Source organism: Corynebacterium sp. HMSC14H10 (genome assembly GCF_001807105.1).
GTDB lineage: Bacteria > Actinomycetota > Actinomycetes > Mycobacteriales > Mycobacteriaceae > Corynebacterium > Corynebacterium jeikeium_D.
In genome coordinates, this window is record NZ_KV787441.1 from 46,616 (window position 1) to 60,464 (window position 13,849).

The 13,849-nt window shown below is 59.9% G+C and carries 9 protein-coding genes and 1 tRNA gene; 3 read left to right on the top strand and 7 right to left on the bottom strand.

Annotated features, from left to right (window positions below):
• Window positions 1-131 precede the first annotated feature (131 nt).
• On the top strand, window positions 132-2,183 hold the full coding sequence (locus HMPREF3135_RS08230) for an acyl-CoA dehydrogenase family protein (RefSeq protein WP_070439114.1): 2,052 nt from the start codon (window positions 132-134) through the stop codon (window positions 2,181-2,183).
• A 16-nt stretch (window positions 2,184-2,199) separates the two neighbouring features.
• On the opposite strand, the gene HMPREF3135_RS08235 is transcribed toward HMPREF3135_RS08230, so the two are convergent.
• The 4 genes from HMPREF3135_RS08235 to HMPREF3135_RS08250 all read right to left on the bottom strand — a co-directional run bounded on the left by HMPREF3135_RS08235 (window position 2,200) and on the right by HMPREF3135_RS08250 (window position 6,357).
• Entirely contained in the window at window positions 2,200-3,171 is a 972-nt protein-coding gene (locus tag HMPREF3135_RS08235; protein WP_052155573.1) for an N-acetylmuramoyl-L-alanine amidase, read from the bottom strand.
• 385 nt (window positions 3,172-3,556) lie between these two features.
• Window positions 3,557-4,432, bottom strand: a complete 876-nt coding sequence (locus HMPREF3135_RS08240; RefSeq protein WP_070439117.1) for an alpha/beta hydrolase — start codon at window positions 4,430-4,432, stop codon at window positions 3,557-3,559.
• Between the two features lie 341 nt (window positions 4,433-4,773).
• Window positions 4,774-4,849: transfer RNA gene (locus tag HMPREF3135_RS08245), tRNA-Thr, on the bottom strand.
• Between the two features lie 134 nt (window positions 4,850-4,983).
• On the bottom strand, window positions 4,984-6,357 hold the full coding sequence (locus tag HMPREF3135_RS08250) for a DNA polymerase III subunit delta' (protein WP_038627475.1): 1,374 nt from the start codon (window positions 6,355-6,357) through the stop codon (window positions 4,984-4,986).
• A gap of 82 nt (window positions 6,358-6,439) precedes the next feature.
• Between HMPREF3135_RS08250 and HMPREF3135_RS08255 the strand changes: the two genes are divergently transcribed.
• A complete protein-coding gene (locus HMPREF3135_RS08255) occupies window positions 6,440-7,966 on the top strand; it encodes an adenylate/guanylate cyclase domain-containing protein (protein WP_038627473.1) in 1,527 nt (508 codons plus the stop codon).
• A 91-nt stretch (window positions 7,967-8,057) separates the two neighbouring features.
• On the opposite strand, the gene HMPREF3135_RS08260 is transcribed toward HMPREF3135_RS08255, so the two are convergent.
• Window positions 8,058-8,261: a helix-turn-helix domain-containing protein gene (locus HMPREF3135_RS08260; RefSeq protein WP_005511351.1), complete on the bottom strand. Its 204-nt coding sequence runs from the start codon at window positions 8,259-8,261 to the stop codon at window positions 8,058-8,060.
• On the bottom strand, window positions 8,262-8,852 hold the full coding sequence (locus HMPREF3135_RS08265) for a DUF2975 domain-containing protein (RefSeq protein ID WP_070432002.1): 591 nt from the start codon (window positions 8,850-8,852) through the stop codon (window positions 8,262-8,264).
• A gap of 215 nt (window positions 8,853-9,067) precedes the next feature.
• Here HMPREF3135_RS08265 and HMPREF3135_RS08270 point away from each other — a divergent pair, with 215 nt between their 5' ends.
• Window positions 9,068-10,390, top strand: coding sequence for a DUF418 domain-containing protein (locus tag HMPREF3135_RS08270; RefSeq protein ID WP_330914484.1), 1,323 nt, complete (start codon window positions 9,068-9,070; stop codon window positions 10,388-10,390).
• A 64-nt stretch (window positions 10,391-10,454) separates the two neighbouring features.
• On the opposite strand, the gene topA is transcribed toward HMPREF3135_RS08270, so the two are convergent.
• Window positions 10,455-13,415: a type I DNA topoisomerase gene (gene topA, locus HMPREF3135_RS08275; protein WP_070432004.1), complete on the bottom strand. Its 2,961-nt coding sequence runs from the start codon at window positions 13,413-13,415 to the stop codon at window positions 10,455-10,457.
• Window positions 13,416-13,849: the final 434 nt, after the last annotated feature.

Here is a 13,849-nt window from a genome sequence, read left to right on the forward strand (position 1 = left end):
CGACGGCTCTTGCGTTTCCACCTTCTTTTTCTCCCGGTAACCTGTTTTCTCTTTTCTCGGTCCCGATTTCCTCATGAGTTTCTCAGTCGAAAGCGACTGACAAGCCCCAGATATCCCATTAACGTTGGGTTATGGCACAGACTTCTTCCAGCTCCACGCGAATCCCCCGCCGGCGCTCGACCGACGCTCCGAAGACACTCCCCTCCCAACCTGAACCAGAAGTGGCAGGCGCACTGCAAAAGGTTCTGGACGGCTATTTCCCCGAGGCGCGCGCTGATGTCCGCGCCCTTTTAGAAGACCCCTCCCTGCGGCCCACCTCTGGGCTGACCGTGGATGAGGCCAGGCAGCACACCACCGAGGCGTTGTCCAAGGTGCTTAAGACCGGCATGCCCTATGGTGCTTTCCGCACTGACCAGGGCGGCACAGGAGATACCGGTGGGACCCTCTCCGGGATTGAAATGCTCGGCCACACCGACTTGTCGTTGATGGTGAAGTCCGGAGTGCAGTGGGGCCTTTTCGGCGGCGCTGTCAGCAACCTGGGGACTGAGCGCCATGGCGAGTTGGTGCGTGACCTCATTGAGCTGCGGGCTCTCGGCTGCTTTGCGATGACCGAGCGCGGCCACGGCTCGGACGTGCAATCACTCGAAACCACGGCGCACTACGACCCTGAGACGGAAGAATTCATCCTCAATTCGCCGACAGCTTCCTCTGAGAAATGGTTTTTGGGCAACGCCGCGCGCGATGGGCGCTGGGCTGCGGTCTTTTGCCAGCTCTACACACCAGGGCAGGAAGAATCCCATGGCGTGCACTGCATTGTTGCCCGGATCCGCAATGACGACGGTTCGCCTGTCGACGGAGTTGCGATTGGCGACCACGGCACCAAGGGTGGCCTTTTGGGCGTGGACAACGGCACTCTCATGTTCGACCATTACCGCGTGCCGCGGGAGAACCTGCTCAACCGTTTTGCAGATGTGTCAGCTGCTGGCGAGTACAGCAGCGATATTGACAGCCCCAATGCACGGTTTTTCACGATGCTCGGTGCCCTCGTGCGCGGCCGCGTGACAGTCGGTGCGGCCGCTGGTGCGGCAACCCGCACCGCACTGACCATCGGCACCAAGTACGCACACTTGCGGCGCCAATTTGCTCCCGACGATTCGCTGCCGGAAAAGAAACTCATTGAGCACCGCCAGCACCGAATCCGACTACTCCCCCGCATTGCGCGTTCGTACGGTCTGCAATTTGCCACTAATCTGCTGATCAAGCGGATTCACGATCTCGAAGCGGAAGGGCTGGACCGTGCGAATCTAACCCTGGAGCAGGCTCGCGATCTGCGTGAAGCGGAGGCGCATGCCGCTGCATTGAAGGTCGCGAACACCGCGCATGCCACCGATGCCATCCAGGAGATGCGTGAGGCCACCGGTGGAGCTGGCTACATGGCAGAGAACCTGTTGACCATTCTCAAAGAGGACTCCGACGTATTCACTACCTTTGAGGGCGACAACGTGGTGATGTTGCAGCTGGTCACCAAGGAACTCTTGGGTGGTTTTGCCCGGGAGGTACAGAGTTTTTCCAACCTGGAAATGGTGCGCTTCGGCCTCGACAATTTCAGTGGCATTTTGCGCCGTCGCACCGGTGCGGACGCCGTCGTTCAGAACCTCTTGGATGCGCTGACTGACGCTGATGAGTCCTCGCTCTTTGACCCCGCCAGCCAGATGCAACTGCTCATCGAGCGCGAGAATCGACTTCTCAAGTCCCTTGCTCGCAGGCTGCGCCCAGCGCGGAAACTGCCTGTTGAAAAGGCCGCGAAGCTGGTGGACAAGGTCCAGGACCACATGATTTCCTGCGCGTGGGCGCATATAGATCGCATGCTCTTGGAAGCATTCTTCGAAGCCGAATCCACACTCACAGACGAGCGCTCTCAAGAAGTGCTCGAGCAGGTTCGCGATGTGTTCTTCCTGTCGGTCGTCTGCGATAACGCCGGCTGGTTCTTGGAGCAGTCACTGCTCACCGGTACTCGCACCAAAGGCGCGCGGGCGGGCTTGGCCGATCTGGTTGATTCCCTTGGCCCCTGGTCTGAGGTACTTGTCGACGCCTTTGGAGTCCCCAGCACCATGCTGGATATCCCCATGATGGAGCCTTACGACGCGATGACGCCGAAGGCTAAAGCCAACCCTGCTAGTTAGCGGGTTGGTGAGCTGGCTACTGCGCCAAGAAACCTTCCAGCCCAGCCACAGTGGCCTCTGCCAAGCGCTGACGGCCTTCGCTGGAGGTTAAGAGGGCAATGTCGCTGCTATCGCGCATGTTGCCGTATTCGACCAGTGCCTTTGGCTTTGTCGATAGGTTGAGTCCGGTGAGATCTGCACGCGGATTCAGCCCTTCGCTGCCGAGATAGTTGGATGGAGCAAAACCAGCGGCAACAAAGGCATCGCGCAGGGCGGTCGCCAGCGCGGTAGATCCCTGCTCGTCATTATTGGCGAGCGGCTGAGAGATCGCAGACACATGGAATCCGCGGTTGCCCTCTCCAGCACCATCTGCGTGGAGGCTCACCACAGCATCGGCGTTGGAGGCATTTTCCTTCTCCGCACGGGCATCGATGCAATCTGCACGACCGGTGTCATCCTTGCGGCTAAGTAGCACCTGAGCACCGCGCTGTTCGAGCAGCTGCTTGATCTCCTGCGCCATCAGCCAATTGAACTCGTGCTCCGGGAAGCCGTCGTTAGAGGCGGTGCCGGAGGTATTACACGGCTTTTGACCGCCGCGGCCGTCTGTGACCATCAGGTCGGCAGGTGGTGGGGTGCCCGCGTGGCCTGGATCGAGGTAGATGACCTTGCCGGCTACAGCGCTAGAGCCGTCGGCACGCGAAGTAGCGCGATTAGCTTGCTGTTGTTGTGCATCGCCCGGAGCGACTGCGTCGGGGCTAGCAGAATCAGGCATTGCGGACTCCTCATTCGGCGGAGTGGGGTTCGGCATCTGCATGGCCTCTTCTTCAGCTGCCAAGGAGGTTTGCGTTTCAGTCGACGCAGCTTGCTGAGCGCTTCCTCTCTCGGAAGCCTCCGTGTCGATGGTGCAGGCCACAAGACCGGCTGGCAAAGTTGCCGCAGCCACCAAAGCCACAGCCAGTCGCCCTGCTGATTGTTGAACTGCTAGTCGCTGGTGTCCGGGCTGCCGCATCGTGCGTTCTCCTAGTATCCGCGTACCTGCCATGTGCTGAGTAACAGTAGCAAACACCCGATTGAGATTCTCTGTCTCCGAAATATCTTCCCCCTTCGAGTCCAGGGGAATCACCGCACGTCGGGGCGTATGCAGGTTTTTTCAGGAGTTATCACCGAGGGGTATCGATGTAGAGGCCCTCGACGTGGCCTTTCGCCTCTGTCTGAATGACTCATTCGATTCTGCTTGTACAGGCTGGCGTGGCGCAGCCCGGTTGACAATTCACTTGAAATTTATCAGGGCTGCTGATTTTTGTGAATCACGCCTCCGCCGAAAGGAGTGTGTGAGCACAGGTTACTTTTAGGGTGTTCGGTACACCGCACGGGATGGTGAAGGACCCCGCGAGTTACCAGCCGCGGGTGGCCACTCGGTCCCAGAGCGCGTTGCTCGCCAGCTCACCGACGCCCGCTGGTGAAGCACCAACGAACGCGTCTCGTGCCTCAGCATCATCAGCAAGGATGCAGCGGAACCACGCGGTGGCGTAACCGTCCCCGAACTCTAAGACGTCCTTGTGATCCGCGCCCAGGCGGCGTGCAATGACCGCCGGACCACCAGCTGATTGAAAGCTCTCCTCTAGGTCTGACCACGGGCTGACAAGCCAGCGGTCCGAACGACCATCGCTGGTCATCAAGAACAAAGGTGCCTCTACGTTCGCGGTGGTGTAGTCCCAGTCATTGGACTTTGCCACTTTGTGGGAGGCCGGGCTCGCCGCATACACGGCTGCTACCTCCGCGTGGGCCGCAGCGTTGATGGCACCCGCACCACCCTGTGAGTGTCCGAAAATGCCGACCCGTGATCGGTCCACACGGGAATCCAGTTCCGGCAAGTGCTCGATCAAGTTCACGACATTCTCCCCTGTTCCAGTTTGGAGAGTCTCATCGCCGACAACCACGAAACCCCAACTAGCCAGGTGTTCCGCCACGGGCAGGTAGCTGCTCAACGGCGTGTTCGTGCCATTAGCCATGACCTCCGCCGGAAACGGTCCTGCGCCCGTCGGTGCCGCGATGGTCACGTCGCCGTCGCGCTTCACGTCGACTGAGTGCGGCCCCTTGCCCGCGAACGACGCTTCCAGTGGGCCACCCGTTTCAGCGCTATACCCGGCAGCCACGCCATCATCACCGGTCACGCTGTCTGCATCGACCCACTGCATGAATCCCACAAACCCGACTAACGCCACCACGATCACGGCCACGGCAATCATGCCAACCACAAGCTTTTTCATGCTCTATATTGTGTTGCCCACGAGAGTGAAGGTCACTAGCGCTAGCACTACTTTTCCTGTACACAGCGCATGACCTGGCACCACCTATAAGAACGTTGGCCTGTTGTACAGCTCCACTGCAAGAGCAAAAGCTTCCTTACTCTTCTCTAGGAGCCGCTCAATGATCTCTTCTTGCCCCTTATCCACGAGGGACCATTCTAACTTCTGCTCCCGATTCACCTCTTCGGTGTTCTCAGCCTGTGCCCTGTCTACACTCGGAATAGCACGGATAATCTGGGACGACTTAACCAGTGACGATAGGAAAATACCCCAGCTGGAACACTGTTCTAGCTGGGGCTTAATGGAGCCGCCTGCGAGAATCGAACTCGCGACCTTCTCATTACGAGTGAGACGCTCTACCGACTGAGCTAAGGCGGCACGCACATTGCGCTGAGCTTTCAAGCAAGCAGAAATGACCCTGCACAAAATGTACAAGCGGTAATACTACTGCACTGCCCCCATCGCTACCAAAATGGGGTCTGCAGTCCGCTGAATTAGGCGTCTCTCCCGGATTACCTGCGACCAACCTGCCCTGCGATCTGCAATTTAGCCATCAATTCATCCATCAAGACCGCCAGCTTCACTGCCGTCACGAGCATGCCGCGCACCTCGGTTACGGCATCGATGGAGGCCAATATTGCCTCCGGCGGAAGGCGTCGGGCTAGCTCCGTGGCTGTCCGACGACGGTCTGGATTTATGAGGTAGACGGAACCATCCCCAAACTCGGAATCAGCGGCAGAGCTCAAATCCCCCGAAGCAGTCCCACCAGCACGTTCAGCCCCAAACGCCAGCACCAAAGCATCACGGTAAAGCCCCATAATGTCGGTCAACGATAGGTCAATCAGATCCGACTCCGCACGCCTACGCCGACGCTTCTGATTATCCTCCAGGTCCTTAATCACACCTTTAGAGCCGCGCAGTGCCGCCTGCGCACCCTTTCCAGACGCCCCGACGCCCAGCGAACGCTCGAGGTTCTCCAGCTCCTCAGCCTCCAGTGGCTCCATCCGCCGCTTCACCTCGCCAGCCACTTCGTTGGCTAGCTCTCGCGCCGCCAAATACGACTTCGCCGGGTCGAACACGGCCTCCACGAAATCCAGAGCCTTGCCCCGCCAGGCACGCGAGCCCTCATCGGAGACAAAGCCACGCGCACGCCCAATGTGGCCGTTGGACACCGTCGCGGCCCAGACCGCTTGCTCGTCGGTAAGCTCTGGCCGCTCGGCGCGCAGGAGGTTTGTGACATCGTCGATATGCGGCGTCGGCACATAGACATGGCGGCAGCGCGAACGGAGCGTAACGGAGAAATCCTCCGCGTTCGTCGTTGGTGCGCACATGATGATAACGGTGCGCAGCGGCGGCTCTTCCACCACCTTAAGCAGCGCATTTGAGGCGGACTCGTTGAGGCGGTCGGCGTCTTCGATGATCAGCACGCGGCAATCCGCCGTCGTGGGCATCTTGTAGGCCCAGGGCCGCAGCTCGTCCCTCACCGTCGCCACGGAAATGATGGTGCCCTCCGGGCGCACGATCTTGATATCGCCATGCGTTCCCGCCAGCGCAGTCCGACAGCCCTCACATTCGCCACATCCGGGGTTGTCATGTCGCGTGCACAGCAGTGCCGCCGCAAACGCCGTCGCCGTCACCGACCGCCCCGACCCCGCAGGGCCAGTGAACAGCCAGGCGTGCGTCATGTCCGAGTCGCGTGGCACATCGCTTAACGACGACCCCGCGTCCCCACCTTCCGGCGAAACCTCCGCCCCATCGCCTGCCAGCGGTTGACCATTGGCAAAGCGATAATGCGCAGCGCGCACAGCAGCCTGCAGCCGCTGGCGAACCCCACCGGTTTCGGGCATACGAGAAAACACGCTGCGCTCTGTCATGGGCTCTGTCATGGCCACAACTCTAGCGCGCCCCACAAGACTCTTGTGAGGTAACTACTCCCTGCAAACCGGGGTTGCCACTAAGGTAGTAGTCATGCAACGGCTCTGGCGAAATCTGAAATGGCTAAGTGGGACAATGTGGCCTGCTTATGCCTCATTTATCTTCGTCTGCAACCTTGTCGGAGCCATGATTGTCGGCTTGTTCCTCGGCATGCTGTTGCCACTGAACCAAGAAACTCACTTGCCACGGTTGGCTAATGGTGTCATTTATGCCCTGGCTGGGTACCTGGTTCTGGCAATTATCGCGGGCATCGGCACTACCTGGATCCTGTTCAAACCGCTGGTGAAATGGCAGCGTCATCCGGATATGCACGATCCGCGGCGGGTGCGCTATCTGGTCATGCGTGTGCCCGTCTATCAGGCACTTTTGGGTACCGTCATCTGGTCTTTGGGCGTAATTGTCTTCAGCGGAGTCGCGTTCGCCTATGACAGCAAGATTGGCATGATGGTGCTGCTCACCTCGGTACTCGGTGGCGCCATGGTGGCACTGTTGACCTATCTGATTGCAGAGCGCATGGTGCGTCCGGTCGCCGTGGAGGCGCTGGCGCGTCGGGCTCCGGATTCCTCGCTGGAGCCACCGATTGGTCACCGCCTGCGCCAGACATGGGTGTTGACCAGCGGTGTTCCCGTGGTAGCGATTTTACTTGTGCTGCTCGGTCAGCGCCGTGGCATGTTTACAGATGATGCGGCGGACCTCCTGCCTACGATTACCGCGTTGGCAGTTTTGGCTCTGATCACCGGCTATTTCGGCACGATGCTGGCCAGCATGTCCATCGTTGACCCGATTCGGGATCTCACGGGTGCAATTAACAAGGTCCGCCAGGGCCAGGTGGATACGCGCGTGCCTATTTACGACGGCTCCGAGATGGGTGTCCTCCAAGCGGGCTTCAATGAAATGATGCGTGGCTTGCAGGAGCGCCAGCGGGTGCGTGACCTCTTTGGCCGTTACGTCGGATCTGAGGTCGCCCGCAAGGCTCTGGAAGAAAAGCCAACTTTGGGCGGCGAGAATCGCCTGGTCGCGGTGCTGTTTGTGGATGTAATTGGCTCGACCAACTTCGCGGAGAAGAACTCGCCAGAGGTCGTTGTCCGCGAACTCAATGCCTTCTTCGACCACGTTGTTGACTGTGTGCACCGCAATAAGGGCATTATCAACAAGTTCCAGGGTGACGCGGCTCTTGCTGTCTTCGGCGCTCCCCTACCCCTCGACGACACGGCCGGTCACGCCCTCACCGCAGCCCGTGAACTGCGCGAGGAACTGCTCGACCTCCAACTCACTGCCGGAATCGGCGTCTCCGCCGGCCACGTCGTCGCCGGCCACATCGGTGCCCGCGACCGTTTTGAATACACGGTTATTGGTGACGCGGTTAACCAGGCTGCCCGTCTGACTGAGTTGGCTAAGGATACCCCAGGCCGCGTGCTCGCCACGGCTTCCACTATCCGCCTGGCCAACGAGGACGAGCAGGCTCGCTGGACCACCCTGAAGTCCGTGGAGTTGCGCGGCCGCACGCACATGACGCAGCTTGCGCGCCCGGTGCGTCCAACGCTTGCCGACGAGGCTTAGGGGGGGGACGCCGGACTCGTTGGTCTCGCTGTGCTCATGCTGTGCTCGTTGGACGCCTAGCATCCCTAGACTTCTCAGACGGCGAGCGCACTTACTCCACCGAGAATAAATCCCCTGGCTGGCAGTCCAGGGCTTCACACAACATAGTGAGCGTCGTGAAGCGCACGGCTTTCGCCCTGTTGTTTTTGAGCACTGAGAGGTTGACCGGTGTGACCCCGACCTGTTCGGAAAGGGCTGCGAGCGTCATACCGCGGCTTTCCAGTAGCTCATCCAAGTGGCACACAACCTTCGCCATTTAAATGAGCCCTTCCTGGTCTTCCTGCATTCGCGCGGCTCGGAACAACATAACTCCGAGAGTGGAGATGACCATCACGAGAACGAACCAAATTCCCACGTGCTGGTTGAAACCGGAGTGATCACGCAGGAACCAATCGGTCAAATATAGATCACTTGCCACCCAGTTTTCGCCCATGAGCTGCAGAAACTCTGACACCGGGTAGACCACCGCCAACCAGCCGATGGCCGTCACACGTCGCGCTGTGCGGAGCGTGAAAAAGTCGCCTTTCAAGTACGACCGCGAAAACATCACGATCAGCACGGCGATTGCTGCGACGATGCCACAACGCACGGCAGTTGCCGCAATAAAGAAGGCGAGCGCACCACCGCTCATCACCTCTGCGGGAACGCCCCTGCTGCTTTCCACAACATCGGGCAGGAGCAAGGTCAGGTCACTGGGAAATTGCTGGTGAAGGACTGGATTGCGCAGCTGGATGAGGATAAACACCAGCGCAATCACGCCGACGAACGCACCAGCAATGACATCTCGACGCTCTTTAGCTGGGTCGAGATATGGGTCGTTGAGCTTCTTGGGATTCGGCGTTGTCATGAAGTTTGACTCCCTTACTGCACCTCAGCGAGGCGCGATTGGCATGGTCGCTGTGAATATATCGTAATTCGATATATCGATTTTCGATACTATATCGCCAATCGATATGCTGCAACGGTTTCGCGAAACCGCCAGCAACGCGCACGCCCCAAGAAAACTCGCACATATCCATCCACCGGCTGCGAGCCACCCCACGTTGCCTTTACGTTGGAGGAATGACTGACAACCGCCCCAGTTCTAGCACCAACCCCAGACCTCGCATGCTCGTTCCCGACGCTGCGCGTGGGTTCGCGCTCCTCGGCATCGCTATCGCGAACATTGCCACCGCCTGGCTGGTGGCAGATCCCGAACTGCCCGCAGCATTCTTCGGAGGCGTCATAAACGACAGCATCGCCGACAAGGCCACCGTGCTGTTTACCGCTGTGACCGCACATAGCCGCGGGCTGCCGATGTTCGCAACGCTGCTCGGCTTCGGTGTCGGACTCATTGTCCGCAGTTTGGCCAGGAGGAACTTTCCACGGTCGCGGGCGCGGGTGGTCGTCGTAAAGCGATATGCGTTCCTGGGGCTGTTCGGCATCGCGCACATGCTGCTTCTGTTCTTTGGCGACATCATGTTTCTCTACGGCATCTGCGGCATCATCCTGGGGCTGCTTATGGGACTTAGCAACAAGGTGCTGACGATTCTCGCGTGGATTGCGCTGACGATCAACGCTGCACTGAGCCTGCTGTTTTTGGGATTCGTAATTGCGATGCCCGACGCCGAGTTCGTCGGCTCCGACATGAGCGAGTTCGTCAACGGCGGTGCAATTGAAACGAGTTACCTGGATATGCTCGCCGCGAACCTCCAGGTCCTGACAATGAGCATCACTACCCTGCCGCTGCAGCTGTTCCTCTACCTGCCGGTGATGATGATCGGCTTCGTATGGGCTCGCAAGGGCGTGCTTGACGACGTTGACGCGCACCGCCCCCTGCTTATTCGGTGGCTCGTGGTGGCCGTGATTGTCGCCTTCGGTGTCGGAATCCCTATGGGGTTGGCAGCGATTGGAGTTCTTCCAGCCGGACAGCACATGGCCTTCTTGGTAATTAATAACTTTGCCGGAGTGTTCGCCGGTCCTGGCATCCTAGCCGGGCTGGCGTTGGCGCTGCAGCCGCTCCAGCGACGCCTGAACGAGGGCACCGCTGTGCCTGGTTGGCTGGTACCGATTGTGGCGCTCGGCAAGCGTTCGATGACGGGCTACCTGATGCAGTCGGTGATCTTCTTTGTGCTGGTTTACCCGTTTACTCTGAACATCCCGCGCAACATGGGCGCGTTCGTGCAAACACTCATCGCTGTGGGTGTCTGGTTGGTGACACTGTTGGCCGCGTGGGCGATGGAGCGTCGCGGCATGCAGGGGCCGTTTGAGAAGGTGCATCGCCGGCTGTCGTACGGGCCGACGATGCGGGCGGAGCTGACCGGGGTCGGTGGCCCCAAACCAACTCCGCAGGAGGCGCCGGGTGCGGCGGGCACGCCAGGTGTGGCGGGCGCGGCGGGCGCTTAAGGCGCGGCGGCAGCTTAAGTGCTCTGCACCCATTTAGCCCCTGCCGCAGCTAACGGTCAATGCGTTACTTGCCCCGGCGGGTCGCCTTCACCACTCGCTTGGTGGTGCGCTTGACCGCCTTCCTAGTGGTCTTCTTGGCAGCCTTCTTCGTGCTCTTGCGAGTCGACTTTTTCGCGGCCTTCTTGGTACCACCATCGGCAGCTTCCTTCGCACGACGCTCAGACAGCAGCTCGCAGGCGCGGGCATCGGTCAGCGTCTCAGGCGTATCACCCTTGCGCAACGAAGCATTGGTGACACCATCGGTGACGTACGGACCGAAGCGGCCATCCTTCACCGACATCGGGCGGCCGGAGACATCGTTGTCGCCCAGCTGCTTCAGTGGCAGCTTCGCAGCAGCACGACCGCGGCGCTTCGGCTCAGCGTAGATACGACGAGCCTCGTCCAATGTCACGGTGAAAATCTGCTCTTCGTTAGCCAGTGAACGCGAGTCCGTGCCCTTCTTCAGGTACGGACCGTAACGGCCATTCTGAGCAGTAATAACCTCGTTATCGACCGGGTCGACACCGACCTCGCGCGGCAGGCTCATCAGCTTCAGAGCCTCTTCCAACGTGACAGTCGACGGCTCCATGGAGGAAAACAGCGAGGCCGTCTTCGGCTTCAGAGTTTCCTCGATGATTTCCGCGGTGCGCTTTTCCTTCTGCTTGGCAGCGGTCTTGGTTTCCCAGTTCTTCTTTCGCTTGCCCTCGGCAGCGCGCTGAGCGTCCTCTTCGGCGCGCTCAGCTGCGATGATCTCCTCAGCCTTGGCTACGACACCTTCGCGCTCTTCATCGGTGACCAGCTCGGTGACGTAGGGGCCGTAGCGGCCATCGCGAGCAACAATCATGCGACCATTGGCCGGGTTAATGCCCAGCTCACGACCACCCTGCGGCATGGCCAGCAGCTTCTCGGCGGCGGCCAGATCCAGCTCGTCCGGAGTCATGGCCTCCGGGATGTTGGCGCGCTGCACCTCGTCGGCACCGTTTTCACCGGCACCCGGGCGCGTACGCTCCAGGTACGGCCCATAGCGGCCAACGCGAATGATGATTGGGTTACCCTCGGCATCGTCGAAGAGGTGGAGCGAATTGACCTTCCGAGCATCAATCGATTCCAAGTTCACGTCGATGATGTTCTTCAGACCACCGTGGGTCGCAATGGCGTCGGCTCCCTTGTGGCGGTGATCCTTGTCATCACCGAAATAGAAACCGGTCAGCCAGGTCGTGCGATCCTTATTGCCCGCAGCAATGCCGTCGAGCTCATCCTCCAGCTCGGAGGTGAAGTCGTAGTTGACCAAATCGGAGAATGCTTCCTCCATCAGCCCCACCACGGCAAAGGCCACCCACGAGGGCACCAGAGCGTTGCCGCGGGAGTAGACGTAGCCGCGATCCTGAATGGTCTTGATAATCGACGCGTATGTCGACGGACGACCAATTCCCAGGTCCTCCATCTTCTTCACCAAGCTGGCCTCGGTGAAGCGCGCAGGCGGGTTGGTGGAGTGGTTGTCGGCGCTGAAGTCCGTGGCCGTCAGGCCCTGGCCTTCCGTCAACTGTGGCAGACGCTTCTCAGCGTTGTCGGCGACCTTACGGCCGTCAGAAAGCGCGGAGACCTCGACGTATGCCTTGAGGAAGCCCGGGAAGCGAATCGTGCGTCCGGTGGAGGCGAACTCGACGGCGTGCGTGTCGGTGGCGCCAGCGATGGTGACCTTCATGGACGTGCCGCGTGCGTCGGCCATCTGCGAGGCGACGGTACGCTGCCAAATCAGTTCGTAGAGCTTGAATTCCTCAGCATCCAGCGATCCCGCCAGCTGCCCCGGCGTTGCGAATGTCTCGCCAGCCGGACGAATTGCCTCGTGCGCTTCCTGCGAGTTCTTCACCTTGCGCGAGTACTGGCGCGGCGCATCGGCGACGTACTCCGAGCCGTAGAGCTCCAGCGCCTGCTTACGCGCGGCGTCGATACCGGCCTTGGACAGCGTCGTGGAGTCGGTACGCATGTAGGTAATGTGACCGTTTTCGTACAGGCGCTGCGCCACACGCATCGTGCGCTCAGAGGTGTAATGCAGCTTGCGGCCCGCCTCCTGCTGCAGCGTAGAAGTCATGAACGGCGGGTACGGGCGGCGCGTGTACGGCTTCTCCTCCACCGACGCGACCTTGAGCTCAGAGCCCACGAGGTCCGCCGCCAGGGTTTCGGCGAGCTGCTTATCGACGACCCGGATGCCATCGGACTTCTTCAGCTGGCCACGGTCATCGAAGTCTCGACCCTGCGCTACGCGCTGACCATCAACGCTGGTCAGGGTTGCGACGAATTCTTTCGGCTGGTTGGCGTCAGCAGAAGCCGAACCGGTGTCCAAAGTTGCGGCGACATCCCAGTACTCAGCGGAGATAAACGCCATGCGTTCTCGCTCACGCTCGACGATGACGCGCGTTGCCACCGACTGCACACGGCCTGCCGACAGGCGCGGCATGACCTTCTTCCACAGCACCGGGGAGACCTCGTAGCCGTAGAGACGGTCGAGGATACGGCGACCCTCTTGGGCGTCGACCAGGTTCTGGTCCAGCTCACGGGTGTTGGCGGCGGCCTCTAAGATGGCCTGCTTGGTGATCTCATGGAACACCATGCGACGCACCGGCACCTTGGGCTTCAGAACCTCCAGCAAGTGCCAGGCAATGGCCTCGCCCTCACGGTCGGGGTCAGTTGCGAGATAGAGCTCGTCGACTTCCTTGAGCTTGGCCTTCAGGTCGGCGACTTTCTTCTTCTTATCAGCGCTGACGACATACAATGGGGCGAATCCGTTGTCGACATTCACACCCAGACGAGCCCAGGGCTCCTTTTTGTAACGAGCCGGAACGTCGGCTGCGCCACGGGGCAAGTCGCGAATGTGGCCCACCGACGCCTCCACGATGTAATCATCGCCGAGATACGGCTGAATCTTGCGAGCTTTCGTCGCCGACTCGACAATTACAAGGCGCTTGAGGCCGTCTGAATTCGCCATAGAAGTTTTTCTATCCTGCAACGTTGAATGTTTTTGACTGTTTAGGTTCTTGTTTTCGTTTAAATCTTGGGGGTTCTTGGCCGGACTCTGGCCGGGCTTCAGCTGTGAGAAGCCCGCGATCGGTTCCAACCGGTTCCAATCGGTTCCGATCAGTTCAAATCAGTTCCCGGCCGCGTTCTCCCGGAAGATTATCTGGAAAGAATATGAAGAATATAAGGAATACCGTACACACAATCTAGTTTGTCGCGTGGAATCCTCAAGTATCGGGCGGATTTTGGGTGTGACTGAAGGGGCTGCTGTGGGGGCTGCTGAGGGAGATACCCGGTGGCCGGCCCGACGACTGCTCTGCGGCTAGCCATGACCACCCCAGTGACTGTCAGCGGCTGGCCACAACGGGCGCGTGCTGCGGGCTGCAAATGTGAAACTGTGCGAGT